Annotated in this window: 20 protein-coding genes; 17 read left to right on the forward strand and 3 right to left on the reverse strand. The window is 36.5% G+C overall.

Annotated features, from left to right (window positions below; genetic code table 11):
* Positions 1-14: 14 nt before the first annotated feature.
* Entirely contained in the window at positions 15-2843 is a 2829-nt protein-coding gene (uvrA, locus tag OTK01_RS06530) for an excinuclease ABC subunit UvrA (protein WP_029227658.1), read from the forward strand.
* A gap of 27 nt (positions 2844-2870) precedes the next feature.
* On the opposite strand, the gene OTK01_RS06535 is transcribed toward uvrA, so the two are convergent.
* Complete coding sequence (locus OTK01_RS06535) at positions 2871-4052, reverse strand: NAD(P)/FAD-dependent oxidoreductase (RefSeq protein WP_013432703.1); 1182 nt, start codon at positions 4050-4052, stop codon at positions 2871-2873.
* Between the two features lie 18 nt (positions 4053-4070).
* A complete protein-coding gene (locus OTK01_RS06540; RefSeq protein ID WP_029227657.1) occupies positions 4071-5273 on the reverse strand; it encodes an FprA family A-type flavoprotein in 1203 nt (400 codons plus the stop codon).
* Positions 5274-5424: 151 nt separating this feature from the next.
* Here OTK01_RS06540 and OTK01_RS06545 point away from each other — a divergent pair, with 151 nt between their 5' ends.
* The 12 genes from OTK01_RS06545 to atpC all read left to right on the forward strand — a co-directional run bounded on the left by OTK01_RS06545 (position 5425) and on the right by atpC (position 15493).
* Positions 5425-6042 (forward strand): hypothetical protein, encoded by a 618-nt coding sequence (locus tag OTK01_RS06545; RefSeq protein ID WP_029227656.1) that lies wholly within the window; start codon positions 5425-5427, stop codon positions 6040-6042.
* 86 nt (positions 6043-6128) lie between these two features.
* Positions 6129-7091: an AEC family transporter gene (locus OTK01_RS06550; protein ID WP_029227655.1), complete on the forward strand. Its 963-nt coding sequence runs from the start codon at positions 6129-6131 to the stop codon at positions 7089-7091.
* 18 nt (positions 7092-7109) lie between these two features.
* Positions 7110-8645, forward strand: coding sequence for a glutamine-hydrolyzing GMP synthase (guaA, locus tag OTK01_RS06555; protein ID WP_029227654.1), 1536 nt, complete (start codon positions 7110-7112; stop codon positions 8643-8645).
* 186 nt (positions 8646-8831) lie between these two features.
* Positions 8832-9107, forward strand: coding sequence for a hypothetical protein (locus tag OTK01_RS06560; RefSeq protein WP_232841634.1), 276 nt, complete (start codon positions 8832-8834; stop codon positions 9105-9107).
* Between the two features lie 8 nt (positions 9108-9115).
* Positions 9116-9796, forward strand: a complete 681-nt coding sequence (locus OTK01_RS06565; RefSeq protein WP_029227653.1) for a F0F1 ATP synthase subunit A — start codon at positions 9116-9118, stop codon at positions 9794-9796.
* Positions 9797-9822: 26 nt separating this feature from the next.
* Positions 9823-10035, forward strand: coding sequence for an ATP synthase F0 subunit C (gene atpE / locus OTK01_RS06570; RefSeq protein WP_013290424.1), 213 nt, complete (start codon positions 9823-9825; stop codon positions 10033-10035).
* A gap of 109 nt (positions 10036-10144) precedes the next feature.
* On the forward strand, positions 10145-10636 hold the full coding sequence (atpF, locus tag OTK01_RS06575; protein ID WP_029227652.1) for a F0F1 ATP synthase subunit B: 492 nt from the start codon (positions 10145-10147) through the stop codon (positions 10634-10636).
* Positions 10637-10638: 2 nt separating this feature from the next.
* Entirely contained in the window at positions 10639-11181 is a 543-nt protein-coding gene (gene atpH / locus OTK01_RS06580; protein ID WP_029227651.1) for an ATP synthase F1 subunit delta, read from the forward strand.
* A 14-nt stretch (positions 11182-11195) separates the two neighbouring features.
* Entirely contained in the window at positions 11196-12719 is a 1524-nt protein-coding gene (gene atpA, locus OTK01_RS06585) for a F0F1 ATP synthase subunit alpha (protein WP_013432693.1), read from the forward strand.
* Positions 12720-12732: 13 nt separating this feature from the next.
* Positions 12733-13611, forward strand: a complete 879-nt coding sequence (gene atpG, locus OTK01_RS06590) for an ATP synthase F1 subunit gamma (RefSeq protein WP_013432692.1) — start codon at positions 12733-12735, stop codon at positions 13609-13611.
* A 44-nt stretch (positions 13612-13655) separates the two neighbouring features.
* Complete coding sequence (gene atpD, locus OTK01_RS06595) at positions 13656-15059, forward strand: F0F1 ATP synthase subunit beta (protein WP_029227650.1); 1404 nt, start codon at positions 13656-13658, stop codon at positions 15057-15059.
* Positions 15060-15079: 20 nt separating this feature from the next.
* Positions 15080-15493: an ATP synthase F1 subunit epsilon gene (atpC, locus tag OTK01_RS06600; RefSeq protein ID WP_013432690.1), complete on the forward strand. Its 414-nt coding sequence runs from the start codon at positions 15080-15082 to the stop codon at positions 15491-15493.
* Between the two features lie 30 nt (positions 15494-15523).
* Here atpC and OTK01_RS06605 read toward each other — a convergent pair whose 3' ends face one another.
* Positions 15524-16060: a hypothetical protein gene (locus OTK01_RS06605; protein ID WP_013432689.1), complete on the reverse strand. Its 537-nt coding sequence runs from the start codon at positions 16058-16060 to the stop codon at positions 15524-15526.
* 148 nt (positions 16061-16208) lie between these two features.
* On the opposite strand from OTK01_RS06605, the gene OTK01_RS06610 reads away from it, so the two are divergent.
* Genes OTK01_RS06610 through dut form a run of 4 tightly spaced genes read left to right on the forward strand, consistent with a single transcriptional unit; the run spans position 16209 to position 19385 of the window.
* Positions 16209-17060, forward strand: a complete 852-nt coding sequence (locus tag OTK01_RS06610; protein WP_013432688.1) for a DUF5685 family protein — start codon at positions 16209-16211, stop codon at positions 17058-17060.
* Positions 17060-17635: a J domain-containing protein gene (locus OTK01_RS13230; RefSeq protein ID WP_013432687.1), complete on the forward strand. Its 576-nt coding sequence runs from the start codon at positions 17060-17062 to the stop codon at positions 17633-17635. Before OTK01_RS06610 ends, OTK01_RS13230 begins: the two co-directional genes overlap by 1 nt.
* Before the next feature lie 15 nt (positions 17636-17650).
* A complete protein-coding gene (locus OTK01_RS06620) occupies positions 17651-18925 on the forward strand; it encodes a M16 family metallopeptidase (RefSeq protein ID WP_029227649.1) in 1275 nt (424 codons plus the stop codon).
* Between the two features lie 16 nt (positions 18926-18941).
* A complete protein-coding gene (gene dut / locus OTK01_RS06625) occupies positions 18942-19385 on the forward strand; it encodes a dUTP diphosphatase (RefSeq protein WP_029227648.1) in 444 nt (147 codons plus the stop codon).
* Positions 19386-19399 lie beyond the last annotated feature (14 nt).

Consider the following 19399-nt stretch of genomic DNA (forward strand, 5'->3'; position numbering starts at 1 on the left):
AGGAGAAAAGGAAGATGTCAAAAGAGTATATAGTTATAAAAGGTGCAAAGGAACACAATCTCAAAAATATTGACTTGGTACTTCCACGAGACAAACTCATAGTCTTTACTGGTCTTTCTGGTTCTGGCAAATCGTCTTTGGCTTTTGATACTATCTATGCAGAAGGGCAGAGAAGATATATAGAATCTCTCTCTTCTTATGCAAGGCAATTTTTGGGGATGATGGAAAAACCAGATGTAGAATACATTGAAGGGCTTTCTCCGGCTATCTCCATTGACCAAAAGACAACCTCTAAAAATCCGCGTTCGACTGTTGGAACAATTACTGAGATTTACGATTATTTGAGACTTTTGTTTGCAAGGGTTGGGAAACCTCACTGCTATATATGTGGAAAACCTATCTCACAGCAAACAGTTGACCAGATGGTAGACGAGGTATTGAAACTTAAAGAGGGTACGAAGATTCAAATACTTGCGCCGGTTGTAAGAGGAAGAAAAGGTGAGTACCAGAAGCTATTTGAGGAACTGAGAAGAAGTGGTTTTGCAAGAGTTAGAGTGGATGGCATCGTGTATGAGCTTGAAGAAGAGATAAAACTTGACAAGAACAAAAAACACAGTATTGACGTCATTGTAGACAGGCTTATAGTAAAAGAGGGGATAGAATCAAGACTTGCAGGGTCTATAGAAACAGCGCTCCAGCTTGCCGGTGGGATTGTAACTGTATCTATTGTTGATGGAGATGAGATTGTATTTTCACAAAACTTTGCATGTGTAGACTGTGGAGTTTCGTATGAAGAAATTACTCCACGTCTTTTTTCCTTCAACACACCGTATGGTGCATGTCCAACGTGTATGGGACTTGGTTATTTGCAAAAGGTAGACCCTGACCTATTGATTCCAGATAAATCTATCCCCATAGGTCAGGTTGCAATAAATGGGTGGAACTTTACTGAGACAAACTCATATGCAAGAATGATTTTAGAATCACTTGCAAAAGAATATAATTTCAGTCTAAATACTCCTGTTGAAAAACTTGACAAGAAAATTCTGGATATTTTCTTGTATGGAACAGGTGATGAGAAGATAAAAGTTTATACTCCACGAGGTATCTACTTTGCAAAATATGAGGGGCTTGTAAATAACCTTGAAAGAAGATATAAAGAGACCCAGTCAGAGTATGTCAAGCAAGAGATTGAAGAGTATATGAGCACATTTACATGCCCCGATTGTCAGGGTAAAAGACTCAAAAAAGAGGCTTTGGCGGTTTTGATAGAGGGTAAGTCTATAGCAGATGTTGCTGACATGACAGTATTGCAAGCAAAAGAATTTCTTAAGAAGTTAAACCTTCAAGGAAAAGATAAAGTAATTGCACAGCCAATAATAAAAGAGATTCTGACAAGACTGGACTTTTTGATAGATGTAGGACTTGATTACTTGACTCTTTCACGGTCAGCAGGCACACTTTCTGGTGGTGAAGCACAGAGAATAAGGCTTGCTACCCAGATAGGGTCTGGGCTTGTTGGAGTTTTGTATATTCTTGATGAGCCAAGTATAGGGTTGCATCAGCGTGATAACCATAGGTTAATAAAAACTCTTAAGAAGTTGAGAGACCTTGGCAACACATTGATTGTTGTAGAGCATGATGAAGACACAATAAGGTCGGCAGACTTCATTGTGGACATTGGACCAGGGGCAGGCGAGCACGGTGGAAGAGTGGTTGCAGCAGGGACACTGAATGATATAATTTCATGTGAAGAATCTATCACAGGACAGTATCTTTCCGGAAAGAAAAAGATTGAGATACCTGAGAGAAGAAGAGAACCTGATGGTAGATGGCTTACCATCAAGGGTGCATCCGAAAATAACCTTAAAAATATTGATGTTAGCTTTCCTGTGGGACTTTTTACTTGTGTTACCGGCGTTTCGGGCTCTGGCAAAAGCACTCTTGTGAACGAGATACTTTACAAGGCAGCAAGTGCAATTTTGAACAAGTCCAAAGAAAAACCAGGTAAATTTCAAGAGATAATAGGCCTTGAACATTTTGATAAGGTTATAAATATAGACCAATCACCTATAGGAAGAACTCCACGGTCGAACCCTGCAACTTACACAGGTGTTTTTGATTATATACGAGAAGTTTTTGCCCAAACCCCTGAGGCAAAACTCAGAGGTTACAAGGCAGGAAGATTTAGCTTCAACTTGAAAGGCGGAAGGTGTGAAGCTTGTTCAGGTGATGGTATTATAAAGATAGAAATGCATTTTTTGCCTGATGTGTATGTGCCGTGTGATGTATGTAAAGGCAAGAGATATAATAGGGAGACGTTAGAAGTAAAGTACAAGGATAAGACCATTGCTGATGTGCTTGAAATGACAGTGGAAGAGGCGTTGGAATTTTTCAAGAATATTCCGAGGATAAAATCCAAGCTCCAAACACTTTATGATGTAGGACTTGGTTATATAAAGCTTGGGCAGCCTTCCACCACTTTGTCTGGCGGAGAAGCACAGAGAGTAAAACTCGCAACAGAACTTTCTAAAAAGGCAACTGGAAGAACCCTGTACATTTTGGACGAGCCTACAACAGGTCTTCACATGGATGATGTCAATAAATTAATTGCTGTTCTTCAGCGCCTTGTGGATATGGGCAACACGGTAATTGTAATTGAACACAATCTTGATGTTATAAAAGTTGCAGATTATATAATTGATTTAGGACCAGAGGGCGGAGATAAAGGCGGTGAGGTAGTTGTATGTGGCAGCCCAGAAGAGGTTGCTATGTGTGAAAGGTCATATACAGGGATGTTCTTGAAGGAGATACTGAAAGACAGGATTTATGCTAAAAAATAAGCGGAGCATTTTTCTCAGCTCCGCTTTTTATTTTAAAAAGCTTTCTAACAATTTTATGTCAACATGACTGTTTAAAAACTTAGAAAGCTGCAAATGTGCTTTGGTATCATTTAAAAGAAGGTAGGCAGTTAACTTATTGTTTTTTACCACAAATTTTTTATAAATCATTCTACTCTTATCTAAGAATTCGAGTATATTTGCGTTTTGCAGATTTTGCATATCACCTGCTGAAACAATCTCGAGTCCAAAGGCTTTTAAGAAATATGGTAGTGGATTATTTTGATAAAAAGCTTCAAATCCTAAAATATTCTTTGCAACTATTTTTGCACTTTCTAAAGCAAACGTCCATGTTCCGGGATTTTGTCCATCAATATATGCAACATCACCACAAGCATACACATTGGGAAGCTTAGTCTGCATTTTGTAATTAACATCTATACCTTTTTTGCTATTTAGTATATCTTCCTGCGAATTTATAAACTCAGTATTTGGTACAACTCCAGCTGAAAAAATCAGTAAATCACATTCAATAGCCTGACCACTTGAAAGTGTTATTTTCAAACCGTTTTGATAAGGTTCAACATTTTCAATTTTATTGTCCAAAATTATCTTAATTCCTTTTTTTACAATGTGCTCTTCCAAGAGAAAAGAGGCAACTTCATCCAACTGTTTTGGTAATATTCTTTTGCTCAGCTCAACTATTGTTGTTTCCTTACCCTCAAGTGCAGATGCAAGTTCTAATCCCAAAAGTCCAGCACCAACAATTACAACTCTGCCAGCCTGTGCTACTCTTTTTTTAAGCGCAAGCAAATCTTCATAGCTTCTAAATGTGAAGACAAAGTTTTGCAGCTTTTCGTTTCGCATCTGCTCAGGAAGGTAAGGTTTTGATCCTGAAGCAATAACAAGATAGTCCCACTCTATCTTTTGACCCCTTGAAACCACAAATTTTTCTTTAAAATTACATTCTTCAACCTTACTATTCAACATCAATTTTATATTGTTCACTTGGTACCACTCTGAAGATTTCAAGAAGAACTTTTCATCTATAGGATTTTGAAGATAATATCCAAGTCTTAACCTATAATAAGGCAAAACCTTTTCTTCACTTAGTATGCAAACTGATATATTCTTGTTCTCTTTTCTTATCTGTTCTGCAATGGTTACACCGGCAGGTCCCCCGCCAATTATAACAATGTCATACTTTTCCATTGTATATGCACCAGCTTTTTATTCTTTTATCTTTTCAGCAAATAGTATACCAAATTCAAAAGATTTTTTTAACTCCTCTTCGTTTGGCTTGAAATTCACCTTTAACCCGGGTTGAACGACTTTAAATCTTAGCTGCTTTAGACGGTTTTCAATATTTGGCACAGCTTCACCACTCCATCCGTATGAACCAAATGCAGCTGCTACCTTTCCGCCGTGCACAATTGGATTTAATCTCGTGAGTATATCATAAATAGGTGGCAGGGCATCAGAATTTATTGTTGGTGAACCAAACAACACACCGTTTGCAAAATAGATTTTCTCTACAATCTCTTCTGGCTTGTGTTCAATTGCGTTGTATACAAAAACATCTACACCACTTTGCTCAATACCTTCTGCAATCTTTTTTGCGAGCATTTCTGTGTATCCATACGCCGATACATATACTATCACAACATAAGGTTTGGAAGGCTTTTCTAAAAGTTTTTCAGACCATGATTTGTATAATGAAATCAATTCTTCTTTATAATTTGTTAATATAGGACCATGTCCTGGAGCAATTATATCAATTTCTAAATCTTTTATCTTATCTATTGCTTGCAGAACATAACTTTTAAACGGTGACATAATAACGTCGTAATAGTACTTATAGGCATCCATAAAACCTTCTTTTTGATTTTGCATAACCCAGTTTATATCAAGGTTTTCAGTACTAAAATGGCAGCCAAATGAGTCACAGGTAAAAAGAATTTTATCTTCGATAAGGTAGGTATAGATAGAGTCAGGCCAGTGCAAAAAGGGAGCAGAAATAAATTTTAAGGTTTTATTTCCAAGTGAAACCACGTCATTATGATTGACAATTTGAGCTTGAAAATCTTTATTTGCAATCTTTTTCAAAAATTTAATTGCGGTGCCGCTACCAAACACTTTTATATTTGGGTTTATCTCTAAAAGTTTCTCAATTGACCCTGAGTGGTCAGGTTCTGTGTGGTTTATTATCAAATAGTCTACTTTTTCTGGTGAGATAACCTCTTTTATGTTGTCTAAAAATTGATCAAAAAACTTATATTTAACATTTTCAATCAAAGCTATTTTTTCACTTCCAATAACCAAATAAGAATTGTAGGTAGTCCCATATTTAGTGTACATTACAATATCAAATATCCTCAAGTTTGGATCTTGTACACCGACTGAGTAAACTCCATCTCTTAGTTTAGTGTGCATTTTTCTTTCCCTCCGCTTTCTAAGGATGATTTTTTGGTATTCAAAATTATTTATACCCTAATCTTTTTTCGGTAAACAAGTAGTGATAGAAAATGCACCTGAATAATATATTTTAGTAGAATCTTTATTTAGCGAGGGAGATAATAAAAATATGCTCAGCAAGGTTTCAAACAGGTTTTTAGCCATCACAATTTTAGCTATATTCGTTATTGCTTTGGTAGGAATTATTTCTAACAAAAGCTTAGAAAATTCAAAATTAACCTCTACAGAAGTTCAAAAAAATTCTTCTGTTCCAGTATCTGAGCAGGTTTCTAAAACTGAAAGTTTAAAAGGTTATTTACAGGTTATGGTTGTTGACAGCAAAACTGGTCTTCCTGTTGAAGGTGCAAATGTAGTGTTTTCAAATCTGGACCAGCTATACACTACAGGCAAAGATGGAAAAACTCAGATTATTCCCATGCAGATTAAAGCCTCAGAGTCTTCAAAGATTCTATCGCAGCCATATGAAGAAGTGGTAATTGGAGTATTCAAACAGGGATATGCAGATTACATTTTAATGGGTTCTAAAGTTCGTCCCACAACACAAGATAAACCTCAGCTCAAAATTATAAGGATAGTAAAGGCATCAACTCCTACAACAGCACCTGTTTTTGCAATGGAAAAGTACTCTGCTGATGTTGCAAAAGAAGTGATGAACAAGATGAAAGAAAAACTCAACTCACTTGCAAACACATCACAAGAAGTTGAAGAAATAGAGATTACAGAATAAAGTGCCTTGTAAAAAGGCACTCTTTTTTTATATAATAGAGCTTGAACATTTAAAACGCACTTTTTATTAGAAGGGTCTTGACAGCAATGAATGATGAAGTTCTAATTCTTCTGAAAAATTTATTATTTCTATTTACTGTTATATTTGTGGGATTTTTAGGAACAAAGTTAAATCTATTTTCAACAACTGTAAAAGACTCGGTAAGTGAACTTATTGTAAAAGTGACAGCGCCCATTTTGCTTTTTACTACAATAAGTAGCAAACCTTTCTCTGCACAGGTAGTAAAGAATGTATTTATTTTGATACTTTCAGCATTTGTGGGAATTATGATTTTGCTTTTGCTTGGTTACATAACAGGGTCTTTATTTAAGCTCAAAGGAAAAACTTTTTATACTCATATTTTTTGTTCGGCTTTTGGCAACACAGGATTTTTGTCTTTCCCCCTGTTATATTCAATCTTTGGCGAAAAGGGAGTTTTCTTTGCAGCAAGTTACAATATTATGCATGATTTTCTGGCTTGGTCTTTAGGACTTTCGATAATAACCCGGCACAATCGTGAGAAAACTAAATTTGGGTTTGTAAATGCAAATTCTATTGCTGTCTTTGTGGCATTTATCATTTATCTAATAAAAGGAATATTGCCACATGATATAAAAACTTCATATGACAAAGTGTTTCTGACAATTTATGATGCTTTAAATCCCTTTGGGAAAACTACAATTTATCTTTCGATGTTTTTTATTGGATGTTTGCTGGCAGAAGTATCGTTTAAAAAGACATTAAAAACTTCTTCTGCCTATGCAATAACACTATTCAAGATGGTCTTGTTACCACTTGGTGTTATGTATCTTACCAAATATTTATCAATAGATAATTTTACAAGACTCATAATTGTACTTCAGACCGGGATGCCAACAGCTATAACAAGCTCTGTCTTATCTTACCGATATGACGGCGATAGCCACTATGCAACCCGAACGGTATTTGTAACAACCCTTTTTTCGCTCATAACAATTCCTTTACTGGTGTTCTTATATTATCATGTTTAGAAGAAAGGATGATATGGTTTGAAACATGAGATTGTAATAGTTCTGGACTTTGGCGGACAGTACAATCAGCTTATTGCAAGAAGGGTAAGAGAATGTGGAGTATACTGCAAAATTTGGCCATATGATACACCTATTGAAAAGATAATTAGCATAAATCCAAAAGGAATTATATTTACAGGTGGACCATCAAGTGTATATGAACCAAATGCTCCTATGATTGATAAAATGCTTTTTGAAACTGGTATACCGATACTTGGGATATGTTATGGAAACCAGTTGATTGCGCATCTTTTGGGGGGAAAAGTGGCAAAAGCGCTATTTAGAGAGTACGGAAAGACACATATAAAATATGATACGTCTTCTCTTCTTTTTAGTGGGATACCTGAACATTCTGTGTGTTGGATGAGCCACACAGATTTTGTGGAAAAACTTCCAGAGGGATTTAAGGTTTTAGCATCTACTGAGAATTGTCCAATTGCAGCATTTGGAGATGATACCAGAAAAATTTATGGTGTTCAATTTCATCCTGAGGTTGTTCATACCGAGTATGGACAGGAAATTATAAGAAACTTTTTATTTAACATTTGCAATTGCAGTGGTGATTGGAAAACCTCATCATTTATTGAGGAAAAGGTCAGTGAGATAAAAAGTATTGTGGGCAGCCAAAAAGTGGTATGTGCTCTTTCAGGTGGTGTTGACTCCTCTGTTGCAGCAGTCCTTGTTCACAAAGCGATAGGGAAAAATCTTTATTGCATATTTGTTGACCATGGTCTTTTGAGAAAGGGCGAAGTTGATGAGGTTATGAGCATTTTTAAAGACCAGTTTGACATGAATGTAATCAAGATTGACGCAAAAGACAGGTTTTTGGAGGCTTTAAGAGGCGTTACTGACCCTGAGGAAAAACGTAAGATTATTGGAAGGGAATTTATCAGAGTATTTGAAGAAGAAGCAGAAAAGCTTGGAGATATAAAGTTTTTGGTGCAGGGTACCATTTATCCTGACGTGGTTGAAAGCGGGGTTGGCAAGGCTGCTACAATAAAAAGTCATCATAACGTAGGTGGTCTTCCCCAAAAAATAAAATTTGAAAAAATTATTGAACCTCTCAGAGAGCTTTTCAAAGATGAAGTGAGAAGTGTAGGAATAGAATTAGGAATACCTGAAAAGATTGTCAAAAGACAACCTTTTCCTGGTCCGGGTCTTGCAATAAGGATAATTGGTGAGGTTACAGAAGAAAAATTGGAAATACTGCGCGAGGTTGACTGGATTTTTAGAAAAGAGATTGAACAGAGCGGTCTTGGCAATGAAATTTGGCAGTACTTTGCAGTGTTAACTAATATGAAAAGTGTTGGTGTCATGGGTGATGAGAGAACATATGATTACACGGTTGCCTTGAGGGCTGTTACAAGCATTGATGGAATGACAGCCGACTGGGCTAAAATACCTTATGAGATTTTAGAAAGGGTTTCAAATGAGATTGTAAATAGTGTGAAAAAAGTCAACAGGGTGGTGTATGACATCACTTCAAAACCACCTGCTACAATTGAATGGGAATAACAAAAAATTTTTTTGATAGGCTTGAAATTTCTCACAGAAGGGTGTAACATATTTATAAGTTTTCTCTTCGGAAAGTAGAGAAGTAAAATGAGGCCTTATGTGGTAAGCTTGAGTTTAAAGTTAGTTTCACTTATCTATTTGTGCTTGTGTATGAGCTTATATATATATTCAAAGAGAGCAGATGTTTTGTTAATTTCAGTAGCAATAAGTTTTCTGTTTATTTGTACAATCTATACTTTGGCTAAAGTGGTCGAAGGAATTCTTTCAAAACAATTTAACATAATCTACTTTATAAGTCACTATTTAATTGTGGTTCTGTTGATTTTTTCGGTCTCTTTTATATCCATTTACAATGTCACGAAAATTATATACATTGTTGTTCTTCTAATAAGCTATCCTATAGCCTTGCTACTTTCATTTGTTATTGCCTATGCTTACTCTAAAAAGCTCTCAAGGAAGTGAAGTGAAAGATGGGTGAAGGTGTAGTAAAGGTTTTATTTACCATTCCTATTGGGAAAGGCATACCTGTGAGAGTTGCAGTTGTTGAAATGTGGGCTGTGATGCTATTTTTGATTGGTCTTGCATTTTATTTGACCTCTAACATGAAACTAGTTCCCACAAGAAAACAATTGATTGCCGAATTTATTGTTGATTCTATGAATAAGATAACCAAGAATTTTTTAGGTCATCACTGGCGTATTTTTTCACCATATTTAGGGACTCTATTTTTGTTCCTGTTGAGCATGAATCTGGTGGGGCTTTTTGGTTTTCAGCCACCAACAAGTAACTTGAACGTTACTGCGAGTTTTGGTGTGATGTCTATTTTAGTATTGATAATTTCTACAATAATACTTAAAAATCCAATAAGATGGTTTTTGGATCACTTTAGACCCATCCCTATTATTTTCCCGTTTAAGTTTTTGGACTATTTCACAAGAACTCTTTCTTTGTCTGCCCGATTATTCGGCAATATTCTTGCTGGGACTACCATCATGGAGCTCATTTACCATGGTCTTATAAAATCCCACATACCTCCTGTTGGTATTCCAGCTATAGCTAGTTTATATTTTGATATATTTGATGGTGTTCTTCAGGCAATAATTTTTACATTTCTTTCTTTAATTTACCTTTATGAGGCCTTAGAAGAATAATCTATTAATTTTTGGAGGTGTTTTAGATGACAGCATTAGCAGCTGGTATAGCAATGCTGGCAGGTTTAGGTGTAGGTATTGGTATTGGTATTGCCACAGGAAAAGCTTCAGAATCTATTGGAAGACAGCCAGAAGCATTTGGACGTATTTTTCCGCTATTTTTAATTGGTGCTGCTTTGGCGGAAGCAGTTGCTATCTATAGTTTGGTTATTGCATTCATGTTAATTTCTAAAATCTAAGCGCTCTCCATGCTTTTTGGGGAGCGTCATCTCTTTTCAGTGCTTACATTTTACTAAGATAGAAGTAATTCTCTATTAACGAGGATTGAGAAGGAGATGGTAAAATAAGATGTTCGAGCTTAAGATATTCGAGAATATATTCTTTTGGGCAGTTATAAACTTTTTGATACTTTACCTCATATACAAAAAGTTTTTCTTCCAAAGAGTTACACAGTTCATGGAAAAAAGATCCCAGATGATTCAAGAGCAGCTTGATTTTGCAGCAAAGTCAAAAGAGGAGGCAATAAAGCTAAAGGAAGAATATGAGAATATACTTGCCCAAGCACATGCAAAGGCAAATGAGATTGTTGAAAGTGCAACCTTAGAAGCACAAAGACAGGCGGCAGAAATCATTGAAAATGCAAAGCTTGAGGCTAACAGAATTGTGGAAGATGCGCTCAGACAATTTGAGATTGAAAAGAAGAAGCAAATAAATGAACTCAAAAATCAGTTTGTTTCAATTGCACTTCTTGCTGCATCGAGAGTTATTGAAAAGAATTTGAATACAGAGGAAAATAAGAAGATGGTTGAGAACATATTTGATGAGGCAGGGGTTGCTTAAAGATGTTGCCAGCAAAAAGATATGCAGAAGCTCTTATCAAGCTTGGTCAAGAGGAAGGAAAGCTGGAGATATTTTATGAGCAACTATTCAAATTGTTTGAGATTATCAAGAGCAATAATGAATTTAATAATATTTGGTTCGATTTGGAAATGAAGCGCTCAGAAAAGAAGCAAAAAGTCAAATCTTTTTTTAGTGATGATATTGATAGTTATATCTTGAACCTTCTATACCTTCTCATTGATAAGCGAAGAGAAATAGTTCTTCCCTATATACCTCTTTATTACAAACAGATGTATGATAGAATTGCAGGAAATGTTGATGTTGAGGTTATAGTTGCTCATGAGATTGGAGATGATGTTCTGAGAAAGATTTCTCAATGGCTTTTGAAAAAGTACGGTGTCAAAAATCCAAGATTTATTGTAAAGGTTGACAAAAGCTTAATTGGTGGGATAAAACTTTTATTTAATAACATTGAAGTTGATGCTTCAGTAAAAGGTGCTCTTGATTCAATGAGAAAAGAGCTTGTAAAGATAGCTATTTTGTAGGGGTGAGATGTCAAATGGTTGATGTAACAATTAGACCAGATGAAATTGCGTCGATTATAAAAGACCAAATTAAAAACTATGAAAAAAAGATTGAAACAAGCGATGTTGGCGTTGTCATAATGGCAGGTGACGGTATTGCCAGAATACATGGTCTTGACAACTGTATGGCTGGAGAACTTTTAGAATTTCCTAATGGAGTTTATGGAATGGCTCTCAACTTAGAAGAAGACAATGTTGGATGTGTTATACTTGGAAATGATAAGGAAATAAAGGAAGGCACCATTGTAAAAAGGACAGGTAGAGTTGTCGAAGTGCCTGTAGGAGAAGAACTTTTAGGAAGAGTTGTAAATGCTCTGGGTCAACCCATAGATGGTCTTGGTCCCATCAATGCCAAAAAGTTCAGACCAGTGGAAAGGATAGCACCTGGTGTAATTGAGAGAGAGCCTGTTAAAACTCCTCTTCAGACAGGTATAATGGCTATTGACGCTATGATTCCAATAGGAAGAGGACAGAGAGAGCTTATAATTGGTGATAGGCAAACTGGTAAAACTGCAATTGCAATAGATACAATTATAAATCAGAAAGATCAAGGTGTTTACTGCATCTATGTAGCTATTGGTCAAAAAGCCTCGACAGTTGCTCAAATTGTCCATACCTTAAAAGAATACGGTGCGATGGACTATACAATTGTTGTGAGTGCAACAGCAAGCGACTCAGCTCCTCTTCAATTCTTGGCTCCATATGCAGGCTGCGCAATGGGAGAAGAGTTTATGGAGTCGGGCAAAGACGCACTCATTATATACGATGACCTCTCTAAACATGCTGTTGCATACAGGGCTATGTCTCTTTTGCTCAGACGTCCACCTGGAAGAGAAGCTTATCCTGGCGATGTGTTTTACCTGCATTCAAGACTTTTGGAAAGAGCAGCAAAACTAAATGCTCAGCGTGGTGGAGGTTCGCTGACTGCACTGCCAATAATAGAGACGCAAGCAGGTGACGTTTCGGCATATATTCCTACGAATGTCATTTCAATCACAGACGGACAGATATACCTTGAAAGTGAGCTATTTTATGCAGGTATTAGACCTGCAATAAATGCCGGCATTTCTGTCTCAAGAGTCGGTGGTAATGCCCAAATAAAGGCAATGAAAAAGGTTGCAGGAAGGCTCAGACTTGACCTTGCTCAGTACCGTGAGCTTGAAGCTTTTGCTCAGTTTGGTTCAGAACTTGATAAATCAACACGAGAAAGGCTTGCTCAAGGGCAAAGAATTGTAGAGACTCTAAAACAGCCACAGTATAGACCACTTCCTGTATGGCATCAGGTTGTGATTTTGTACAGTGCTGTAAATGGTTATTTGATGGATATAGAAGTTTCAAAGGTAAGAGAATTTAATGAGAAGCTTGTACAGTATATATCTGCAAACTATCCGCAGATATTTGATTCTATAAAAGAGACAAAAGATTTGACTCTTGAGACAGAAGAGCTTTTGAAGAAGGTCATAGTAGAGTTCAAAGAGAGATTTAAGAGTAACAAGTAGGTGAGATTACAAGATGGCGAATAAAACAAGATGGATAAAATCAAGGATTAGAAGTGTCAGTGAGACAAAAAAGATTACAAGAGCGATGTATCTTATCTCTGCATCAAAGGTGAAAAGGCTCAGGGATAGACTCGATAGCACAAGACCTTATTTTGAAAAGGTAAATGAGTTTATGAAAGATCTGATTTTACATGGAATAAAAACCCCGCACATTCTTTTTGAAGGGTCGTATAAAGAGGGGAAAAAGAAAATAGGAGTTATAGTTATCAGTGGCGACAAAGGGTTATGTGGTGGGTACAATGCAAACGTTCTGAGAAGTACAACCAGCTTATATGAAAATTTTGCAAAAGAAGGGGATGTAACATTTTTCCCTATTGGTGTGGTAGGCCGAAACTTTTTGGTTCGTCATGGATATCAAGTTGAAGAAGATTTTAATTATCAAACACAGTCTGTTTCTGTAAAGCTTGCAAGACTCATTTCGCAAAGAATAGTGAAAAAATATTATACCGGTGAAATTCATGAAGTTTACATCGTTTACACAAAACTTGTTTCAACCATAAAACAAGAAGTTACTATCAAAAAGCTTTTGCCTCTCGACAAGACAGAATTTGGTATAGAAGAAGACAAAAGCGATGAGATGATAATCTACGAGCCAGATCCAGTTTCTGTACTTGACATCGTTATTTATGAATACATCAAAGGAATTATCTTTGGTGCTATGATGGACTCATATGTGAGTGAACTTGCTGCAAGGATGACAGCAATGGACAATGCCACAAAAAGTGCTGATGAGATGATACAAAAACTTATTTTAAAACTCAACAGAGAACGTCAGGCTGTGATAACCCAGGAAATCTCAGAAATTATAAGCGGTGCTGCAGCTTTGAAATGATGTTTTTAACAATCTTATTTTAGTTTGAGGGAGTGTAGCCAAAAATGGAACAGAATATAGGGTATGTTGTTCAGATTATAGGACCTGTTATTGATATAAGATTTGAAAATGAGAATTTGCCAGCCATCAACAATGCTATTGAAATTCATTTTGATGGTAAAAAACTTGTTGCAGAAGTTGCTCAGCATCTTGGGAATGACACTGTTCGATGTGTTGCTTTGGGTTCAACCGACGGACTTAGAAGAGGTGTAAAGGCAATAGACACAGGTGGACCTATTAAAGTGCCTGTGGGAAGAGGAACTTTGGGTAGAATATTTAATGTTTTGGGAGAGCCTATTGACAATAAAGGTGAAGTAGTAGCTTCAGATTACTGGCCCATTCATAGAAGTGCACCGTCGTTTGAAGAGCAGGTACCAGCAGTGGAAATTTTTGAAACAGGTATAAAAGTCATTGACCTTTTAGCGCCGTACGCAAAAGGTGGAAAGATAGGACTTTTTGGCGGTGCGGGTGTTGGCAAGACAGTCCTTATAATGGAGCTTATAAGAAACATTGCAACAGAGCACGGTGGTTTTTCAATCTTCACAGGTGTGGGTGAAAGGACAAGAGAAGGTAACGACCTTTGGCTTGAGATGAACGAGTCTGGTGTTATAGAAAAGACTGTATTGGTGTTTGGCCAGATGAATGAGCCGCCTGGGGCAAGAATGAGGGTAGCTCTGACCGGGCTTACCATGGCTGAATATTTCAGAGATGTAGAAGGACAAGACGTTCTTTTGTTCATTGACAATATTTTCAGGTTCATCCAAGCAGGATCTGAAGTGTCAGCGCTTTTAGGAAGAATTCCTTCAGCAGTTGGATATCAGCCGACACTTGCAAACGAGGTAGGTGCATTGCAGGAAAGAATTACATCTACAAAAAAGGGGTCAATCACCTCTGTACAGGCTATATATGTCCCTGCCGATGACCTCACAGACCCAGCACCTGCTACAACTTTTGCACATTTGGATGCAACAACAGTTTTGTCAAGGCAGATTGCTGAGCTTGGAATATATCCTGCGGTTGATCCTCTTGATTCAACCTCACGTATACTTGACCCGCGAATTGTGGGAGAAGAACACTATTATGTTGCAAGGACTGTGCAGCAAATACTCCAAAGATATAAAGAGCTTCAGGACATTATCGCCATTTTGGGTATGGATGAGCTTTCGGAGGAAGATAAACTGATTGTCTACAGAGCAAGAAAGATTCAGAGATTTTTATCACAGCCATTCTTTGTCGCTGAGGCTTTCACAGGAAGACCTGGAAGGTATGTGAAGTTGAAAGACACTATAAGAGGGTTCAAAGAGATAATTGAAGGGAAGATGGACCATATTCCTGAACAGTATTTCTACATGGTAGGAACAATAGATGAGGTATATGAAAACTACGAAAAAGACATGAAAGGCAAATAAATCTTGAGGTGAATTTAAAGATGGCTGAATTTGAATTAGAGGTTCTCCAGCCTGAAAGGGTTTTTTTTAAAGACAAGGTTGAAATGATTGTTTTGCGAACAATAGATGGTGAAATAGGTATTATGGCAAACCATCAGCCTATTGTTGTACCCATTGGTATTGGAAAGTTGAGGATAAAAAAGGATGGAAAGTGGAGAGAAGCAGCCATTGCTGGTGGTTTGCTTGAGGTAAAAAACAATAAGGCAACAATATTGAGTGATGCTGTAGAGTGGCCAGAGGAGATAGACAGGCAAAGAGCGCTTTTGGCAAAAGAGAGGGCTGAAAAACGGCTTGAGCAGAAACTTCCTCCTGATGAATTTGAAAGATACAAAGCAGCGCTGTACAGAGCCCTAAACAGGTTAAAACTTGCCGAAGAAAATAAAAAGGAGATATAAAAAGGGCAGTGCAAAGAAAATTGCACTGCCTCATTTATTTTTCTTTTTTCCTTTTTTCTTTTCAGATTTTGTTTCCTTTTTTGATTTGCCACTTGTCTCTTCTTCAGATGAGGAATTTTCATCTTCAATCTCAGTTTTTTCTTCATAGTCCTCTGATTCTTCCTTTATATCTTCATCATCCAATAGTATTTCTTCTTCCACTTCTAATTCTTCTAAATCTAATGGTGTGTCAACAAGGTCAAGTTCTTCATCAGGTAGCTGAGTTAGAATATCTGGTTCTATATCTACAAAATCATTTTCAAATAACTCTGAGCCGGTTTCTTCCTTGACTGCTTCTTCTTCAATTTCAGAGTCGTCAACAACTCCAGTGAGCAGTCTTTCTTCAAAGCAAGACTCACACATGTCTTGGTCTTCTGGAATATACTCTTCATGGCAGTATGGGCATAGTTTCATGTTTGCCTCTGTAACCTTTTTTAGCTGTTCTAAGTCCTTTTTGCACACAGGGCACAAGTCTTGGTCTTCCGGGATTCTATTCAGTTCGCATCTTGGACAGTATTTATAACCCATTTTCTTTCCCCCTAAAATGTGATATGCTATCACAATAATATTAATTACTCTTCAAGAAAAAATCAACTAAAATTTGCTTAACATTATCAATCTTTTTTGCTACTATAAAAACATAAGAAGTAAAAAAAACAAGGGGAAAGTGACTTTAGTGTTTGGATATGTGGTTCCTTATAAGCCAGAGTTAAAAGTGCGAGAATATGAATATTACAAGGCAGTTTACTGTGGTATATGTCTTCAGACAAAAAAGATAGGAAACCTTCCGCGGGTATTCCTTAACTATGATTTTGTTTTTTTGTATCTTGTGCTAAAAGAGCATTTTAAAATCAAAGATGAGTTAGGGAAAACAAGGTGTATTGTTCACCCAATTAGGGAAAGGTTCTTTTTGAAACCTAATGAAATCTTGGAATATGTGAGCAACCAAATGGTTCTTTTGAGTTTTTTTAAGCTTTATGATAACATTCTTGATGAAAAGAATGTATTTAGTTATGTCCCTTATAGTATTCTGAAATTGTATATAAATAAGATAACAAAATCACACCGAGCAACGTTTGAGAAGATAAAAGAATTATTTAAAAAACAAATGTCTCTTGAGAAAAATGGCTGTGAAAATATAGACGAACTTGCGCACAATTTTGGTAATATTTTGGCAGAAATATTTGCTTACAATGACCAAGAAGTTTTGAAACAAATTGGGTATTATACAGGTGTGTGGGTATACATCATTGACGCTATTGACGACTATATTGATGATGTGAAGAAAAAGAGATATAATTGTCTGAAATACCACTTTGAAAAGTGTAGGCAGAATAAAAGACTTTTTGAATATGAACTCAGCATTTTAAAGGTTAGCTTGGAAAATTATCTTGCCATATTAAGCGACTATATTAAGGGGTATAATAATTCAATACTGGACAACATTGTTCAGGTAGGTATGTACTCAATAACACAGCAGGTCTTAGAGCGTTTTACAACAAACTTCTTTAAGGAGTGGAAGGAGTAATGAGAGACCCATATGAGGTTTTAGGTGTGAGAAAAGGTGCCTCAAAGGAAGAAATAAAAAAGGCTTATCTTGAACTTGTAAAAAAGTACCATCCGGATAAGTTTAAGGACAATCCTTTAAGAGAACTTGCAGAAGAAAAGTTAAAAGAGATAAACGAAGCATATAATATCCTTATGAACGATCAATATTCAAACTATGAATACTCTACATACGAACAAACCTCTCTCTACCAACAGGTAAGAGACTTGATTATGCAGGGTAATATAGCTCAAGCGGAAATTCTGCTAAATCAGAATCCTCGAAATGACGCAGAATGGTTTTATTTGATGGGAATAATATATCAAAAAAGAGGATGGATAAACCAAGCATATCGATACTTTGTTGAAGCCTATAATCGTGACCCTGGAAACTATGAGTACAGGCGTGCAAAAGAGCAGTTTGAAATGGCTTCAAGAAACTATGAATGGTCAGCGTACAACAGGGGATATAGAAGACATGATGACTGCGACATTTGCACAATATGTCAGATAATTGCATGTTGGGAATGTTGCTGTGATAACGATATAGGCTGCTAAGGAGGTTTCCTTTTTGTGATAAAACTTCACACGCTTTCAAACGGTATAAGGCTTGTATATGAAAAAATTGATACAGTAAAAACTGTGAGTATAGGTATTTGGGTCTTAGCTGGTTCAAGGTATGAGACAAAAAAGATAAATGGAATTTCACATTTTATCGAGCATATCCTGTTCAAAGGCACTAAAAACAGAAGTTCAAAAGAGATTGTATATGAAATTGAATCAATTGGTGGACAGATAAATGCCTTTACTGCAAAGGAGTATACCTGTTTTTATGTAAGGGTTTTAGATGAGTTTTTACAAAAAGGTTTTGATATATTGTCAGACTTAATTTTAAATCCTGTTATTGCTATAGATGAGGTAGAAAAAGAAAAAACAGTAATTATTGAAGAAATAAACATGACAAAAGACGACCCTGAAGAGATACTATATCAGTCACTTAATGATTTGATATGGAAAAACCAAACCCTTTCGTATCCTATAATTGGAAAAGAATCCACTGTGAAAAAGATAGATAGAACTAAAATTGAAGATTATATGAGAAAAAGATATATGCCTCAAAACATTGTAATATCTGTTGCTGGCAACTTTGAAGAAGAGAAGCTTGTAGAGTTTGTAGAAATGTACTTTGGAGATTGGAAGTGTTCAAACAACAAGAAAGACGGTGTTAATTTCATCTCAAAACCAGTTTTTAATAGAGGTGCTGTCATTAAAAACAAGAAGATTGACCAAGCTCATTTGGCAATCACATTTGAAGGTTTTGGGCAGGAAGATGAAAAGGTGTATGAGCTTTTGGTTTTATCCAATATTCTTGGTGGGGGAATGAGCTCGCGACTTTTCCAGCGAATAAGAGAGGAGTTGGGACTTGTATATAGCATAACTTCGTTTGTGAGCACATTCAAAGATGCAGGAGTACTTATTATCTATGCAGGCACAAATCCAAAAAATATTTCAGCGGTGTACAAAGAAATCATGAGTCAGCTGCGTCTCTTTTTAAAAGGTGAAATCTTGCTTGATGAGGTTGAGGTTGCCAAACAGCAGATAAAGGGAAGTATTATATTTGGGCTTGAAAACACAAGCAGCCGAATGTCGAACATGGGGAAAAATATGTTACTTTTAAACAAAATTATGGAACTTGAACACATTACAAGGATTATAGATTCAATTGACCATACAAAGGTGATTGACACAGCAAGAGAAGTTTTGTCAAAGGAATTTTCAGTTGCTGTTGTTGGGAATAAAAAAGAGATGGATTTGAAAATCTTTGAACAAAGAGTATTGACACAATAGAAAGGAGAAAGCATTTATGGTCCTGAGGGTAAAAAGAGCAGAGGATGCAAAAGATTTGCCGCTTCCGACATATATATCAAGCGGGGCGGCGGGAATGGACCTCTTCGCGTGTGTCGAAGAAGAAGAGATTATAAACCCTGGTGAGATAAAGCTCATCCGAACAGGTCTTTACATTGAACTTCCAGAAGGATATGAAGCACAGGTACGACCTCGCAGTGGTCTTGCTTTAAAACATGGCATCACTGTTTTAAATTCTCCTGGGACAATCGATAGTGATTACAGGGGGGAGATAGGAGTAATATTAATTAACCTTGGCAAGGAGCCTTTTGTAGTAAAGAGAGGAGATAGGATAGCCCAGATGGTAATATCAAGGTTTGAAAGAGTAGAAAAGATTGAAGAGACAGAAGAGCTATCGACAACGTCCAGAGCAGACAGAGGATTTGGTTCAAGTGGTGTGTAGAAAAGTAGGAGGGT

The sequence above is a fragment of the Caldicellulosiruptor acetigenus genome (assembly GCF_026914305.1).
In the GTDB taxonomy this organism is placed as follows: Bacteria; Bacillota; Thermoanaerobacteria; order Caldicellulosiruptorales; family Caldicellulosiruptoraceae; genus Caldicellulosiruptor; species Caldicellulosiruptor acetigenus.

Bases quoted from the DNA above. Each gene is read 5' to 3' on its own strand.
- atpA (WP_013432693.1), top strand. From the start codon at position 11,196: ATGGTTGATGTAACAATTAGACCAGATGAAATTGCGTCGATTATAAAA.
- OTK01_RS13230 (WP_013432687.1), top strand. From the start codon at position 17,060: ATGAGAGACCCATATGAGGTTTTAGGTGTGAGAAAAGGTGCCTCAAAG.
- OTK01_RS06565 (WP_029227653.1), top strand. From the start codon at position 9,116: ATGGGTGAAGGTGTAGTAAAGGTTTTATTTACCATTCCTATTGGGAAA.
- atpD (WP_029227650.1), top strand. From the start codon at position 13,656: ATGGAACAGAATATAGGGTATGTTGTTCAGATTATAGGACCTGTTATT.
- atpG (WP_013432692.1), top strand. From the start codon at position 12,733: ATGGCGAATAAAACAAGATGGATAAAATCAAGGATTAGAAGTGTCAGT.
- atpE (WP_013290424.1), top strand. From the start codon at position 9,823: ATGACAGCATTAGCAGCTGGTATAGCAATGCTGGCAGGTTTAGGTGTA.
- dut (WP_029227648.1), top strand. From the start codon at position 18,942: ATGGTCCTGAGGGTAAAAAGAGCAGAGGATGCAAAAGATTTGCCGCTT.
- uvrA (WP_029227658.1), top strand. From the start codon at position 15: ATGTCAAAAGAGTATATAGTTATAAAAGGTGCAAAGGAACACAATCTC.
- OTK01_RS06605 (WP_013432689.1), bottom strand. From the start codon at position 16,060: ATGGGTTATAAATACTGTCCAAGATGCGAACTGAATAGAATCCCGGAA.
- OTK01_RS06550 (WP_029227655.1), top strand. From the start codon at position 6,129: ATGAATGATGAAGTTCTAATTCTTCTGAAAAATTTATTATTTCTATTT.
- atpH (WP_029227651.1), top strand. From the start codon at position 10,639: ATGTTGCCAGCAAAAAGATATGCAGAAGCTCTTATCAAGCTTGGTCAA.
- OTK01_RS06545 (WP_029227656.1), top strand. From the start codon at position 5,425: ATGCTCAGCAAGGTTTCAAACAGGTTTTTAGCCATCACAATTTTAGCT.
- OTK01_RS06540 (WP_029227657.1), bottom strand. From the start codon at position 5,273: ATGCACACTAAACTAAGAGATGGAGTTTACTCAGTCGGTGTACAAGAT.
- OTK01_RS06535 (WP_013432703.1), bottom strand. From the start codon at position 4,052: ATGGAAAAGTATGACATTGTTATAATTGGCGGGGGACCTGCCGGTGTA.
- atpF (WP_029227652.1), top strand. From the start codon at position 10,145: ATGTTCGAGCTTAAGATATTCGAGAATATATTCTTTTGGGCAGTTATA.
- atpC (WP_013432690.1), top strand. From the start codon at position 15,080: ATGGCTGAATTTGAATTAGAGGTTCTCCAGCCTGAAAGGGTTTTTTTT.